This is a genomic window from Brevundimonas sp. CURTG3B2_SDJG (assembly GCF_057364705.1).
The window spans coordinates 1-3,322 of record NZ_JBNFOJ010000300.1; the positions used below are offsets into that span (position 1 = coordinate 1).

General features: G+C 73.2%; 4 protein-coding genes and 2 pseudogenes. 2 read left to right on the forward strand and 4 right to left on the reverse strand.

The features are described 5' to 3' along the window. The coding region (locus AC2W7C_RS15425; RefSeq protein ID WP_486002197.1) for a MerR family transcriptional regulator at positions 1–246 on the reverse strand (246 nt) is incomplete at its 3' end. A 182-nt stretch (positions 247–428) separates the two neighbouring features. Here AC2W7C_RS15425 and thrC point away from each other — a divergent pair. Beyond that, complete coding sequence (gene thrC, locus AC2W7C_RS15430; protein ID WP_486002198.1) at positions 429–1,418, forward strand: threonine synthase; 990 nt, start codon at positions 429–431, stop codon at positions 1,416–1,418. Next, positions 1,385–1,810 carry a hypothetical protein gene (locus AC2W7C_RS15435; RefSeq protein WP_486002199.1) on the forward strand — a complete coding sequence of 142 codons (426 nt, stop codon included), beginning with the start codon at positions 1,385–1,387 and terminating at the stop codon, positions 1,808–1,810. The genes thrC and AC2W7C_RS15435 overlap by 34 nt, the downstream gene beginning before the upstream one ends. A 14-nt stretch (positions 1,811–1,824) precedes the next feature. Here the strand turns inward: AC2W7C_RS15435 and AC2W7C_RS15440 are convergent, their stop codons facing one another. The 3 genes and pseudogenes from AC2W7C_RS15440 to AC2W7C_RS15450 form a co-directional block, all read right to left on the reverse strand. Next, entirely contained in the window at positions 1,825–2,265 is a 441-nt protein-coding gene (locus tag AC2W7C_RS15440; protein WP_486002200.1) for a phosphotransferase, read from the reverse strand. 226 nt (positions 2,266–2,491) lie between these two features. Continuing rightward, positions 2,492–2,767: pseudogene (locus AC2W7C_RS15445) on the reverse strand (phosphotransferase); the annotation flags it as partial. A 2-nt stretch (positions 2,768–2,769) separates the two neighbouring features. Next, positions 2,770–3,322: pseudogene (locus tag AC2W7C_RS15450) on the reverse strand (hypothetical protein); the annotation flags it as partial.

Genomic DNA, 3,322 nt, shown 5'->3' on the forward strand with positions numbered 1-3,322 from the left:
GTGGATGTCGCGGATCGGCATGCCCAGGCGGCGCAGGCCGGCGATGAGGTCGGCCGCCCGGCGCTGATCGGCGTCGTAGCAACGCGCGCCGCGAGCGTTGCGGCCGGCGGTGAGCAGGCCGAGTTCCTCATAGTGGCGCAGGGCCCGGAGGGTGGATCCCGTCCGGGCGGAGAGCTCCCGTATGCTCATGCCCCGCAGGGCCGCTTCGGCTCTGGACCGCCTTTGCGGGAACGGCGTCACCGTCATTGCTCGACTCCTTGGCTTTCGTAACCGAACCTGACGCGATAAGTCCGCTTATGCAAGTCGATATGGCGCCGCGACATCGCAGTGCGAAAGATCGTCCGGTTTCGACGCCGAAACGCCCTTGGGCCGGTGGCGGCGGGGCGGCCGCACCGCTAGTCTGAGCCTCTGTTTCTCGGGAGGCCTCCTTGACGCCGTCGTACGTCAGCACGCGCGGAACCACGCCGGCGCAGGACTTCGCGGGAACCGTGATCAGCGGCATGGCGCCCGACGGCGGCCTGTTCGCTCCGACGGCCTGGCCGAAGCTGGACACGGCGGCGCTGACCTGGGACGGGGCGGACTATGCGACCCTGGCGGCGCGCTTGCTGGCCCCGTTCGTCGGCGACGCCCTGCCGGCCGGGGCGCTGGAGGCTGCGACCCGGCGGGTGCAGGATCGGTTCCTGACGCCCGAGGTGGTCCCGCTGGTCGAGCTGGAGCCGGGGCTGCACGTGCTGGAGCTGTTCCACGGCCCGACGGCGGCGTTCAAGGACCTGGCCATGCAACTGGTCGCCAGTCTGGCCCAGGCGGTGCTGGCGCAGAGCGGCGAACGCTTGCTGCTGTTCGCGGCGACCAGCGGCGACACCGGCGCGGCGGCGGTCAACGCCTTTGCGGGCGCGGAAGGCGTCGACCTGGTCGTGCTGCATCCGCTGGGCCGAGTCTCGCCGGTGCAGCGCCTGCAGATGACGACCTCGGGGGCCGCCAACGTTCTGAACCTGGCGGTGCGCGGCGACTTCGACGACTGCCAGCGGCTGGTGAAGGCCCTGCTGGCCGTTCCCGACCTGCGGAGTGGCGCACGGCGGGTCAGTTCGGTGAACTCGATCAACTGGGCCCGGCTGTCGGGCCAGATTCCCTACTATGCGGCGGCGGCCTCGGCCCTAGGAGAGGCGGCGACCTATGTGGTGCCGACCGGCAATTTCGGCGACGCCTTCGCCGGCTGGGCGGCGCGGCGCTGCGGCCTGCCGGTCGCCGGGCTGGTGGCGGCCACCAATCGCAACGACGCCCTGGTGCGGGCGCTGGAGACCGGCGTCTACGAACGTGCGGCGGCCCACGCCACGGCCAGCGTCAGCATGGACGTGCAGGCCCCCCCTCGAACTTCGAGCGGCTGGTGTTCGAGGCGTCGGGCCGGGACGCCGACCTGACCCGCGGCCTGTTCGGCGACTTCGCCCGGGACGGGCGGATGGTCCTGCCGGACGACCTGCTGGCCGCCCTGCGCCGCGAGGTCTCGGCCGTCGCGGTCAGCGAGTCCGAGACGGCGGACGAGATGCGGCGCGCCTGGACGGAGAACGGCCGGGTGATCTGCCCTCACACCGCCGTCGCCCTGCATGCCGCGCGCCGGCTGGATCGGTCCGAAGGCCCGGTGGTGGTCCTGTCGACGGCCCATGCGGCGAAATTCCCCGAGAGCGTGGAGGCCGCCCTGGGCTTCGCGCCGGAACGGCCGCCGCAGCTGGAGGGGCTGGAGGGCCGGACCGAACGGTTCGAAGTCGTCGAGCCGACGCTGGAGGCGGTGCTTGGAGCCATTCCTCCCCTTTAGGAGAGGAACTCTGGTCAGGCGGCCAGGGCGTCGCCGGTCCACCAGTCCAGGCGGCGCAGGAAGGGCGTCGGATCCTTGGGCGTCACCAGCTTGGTCGGGTCATGGAACAGGCGGTCGTGCAGGCGGGTCAGGGTGAAGCGCACCGCCGCGACGGCGCCCAGGGCCGGCAGGGCGGCGCGCTCGGCGGGGCTCAGCGGACGGACGGACTCATAGCCCGACTGGAAGGCTGCGAGCGCGGCGGGCAGGGGCGCGCCGGCGGCGTCGAACCCCCAGGCCGACAGGGCGATCGCGAGATCGTAGGCCCAGGCGTCGGTGCAGGCGAAATAGAAGTCGATGAGCCCGCTGGGCGCGTCGCCGTCGAACAGCAGGTTGTCGGGGAAGTAGTCGGCGTGGATCGCCCCGCGCGGCAGGCCGACACTCGGGTCGGGCGCATTCGCGGCGGCCCAGGGGGCCATCCGCTCCAGCTGGACGCGATCGGTCGCGCCGCGCGACAGGCAGCGCTGGAACAGGGCGGCGCGGGCCTGGGGGCCGACCGGGTTCTTCCGGGTCAGGGGAAGTCGGCCGCCGCCAGGTGCAGCCGGGCCAGCAGGGCTCCCGCCTGGCGCTGGTCGCGAGGGACGGCGTCCGCCTCCAGGCGCCGGGCAGCCATTCGAGGATGGCGGCGGGTCGATCGTTCAGGACGCCGACGGCCTGCCCCGTGTCATCCGTCACCGGCCGGGCGGCGGGCAGGCCCCGCGCCGCCGCGTGGGCCGTCAGGCCCAGGCAGAAGGGCAGGGCGGCGGCCTCGGTGCGGCCCTCGAACAGGGTCAGGACGAAGGCGCCCCGGTCCGCATCGACCCGGTAGTTGGTGTTCTCCACCCCCTCGGCGATAGGCGTGAGCGCGTGGAGCGCGCCCAGGCCGTAGCGACGAATGAAGGGCTCGGCTTCGGCCTCCTCGACCGGGGTGAAGACGGCCATGGTCAGGCGGCCTGCAGGGCGATGCGGCGCGCGGCGAGGTCGGAGAGGTCGGCCAACAGGCTCTCGGCCGTGGCCCAGCGGCCCGCGCCACGGCCCCGGCAGCGGACGACCGACCCGTCCTCGCGAACCACCTTCAAGGCGTTGCCCTCTCCCTTCAGCCCGGCGAACAGCGGGTCCAGGTCCTCCGACGCCAGCTGGACGGAGGCGACCAGCTTGCCGCCTTTCCGCTCGCAGCGACAGACCTGGCGGGCGCCGGCGGGCGGCAGGGCTTCGGGGCGGAGCGCGTCGCGGGGGATCTCGACGGCGTCGGGCATGACGCCGAAGGCCTCGAACGCCAGCAGCCGGACCTTGGCCAGGGCGTCCAGGCCCTCAAGGTCGGCGGACGGATCCTCCTCGGCGAGCCGGCGGCGCGCGCCTCCGCCAGGGCCTGGTCGAAGCTGGCGCCCGCGCCGAGCCGGGCCAGCATGAAGTTGACGGTGCCGTTCAGCACGGCCTCGAAGGCCACGGCCGGGCCGGCGGCCGCACGAAGTACAGCCACACGAAGCAGTAGAGCAC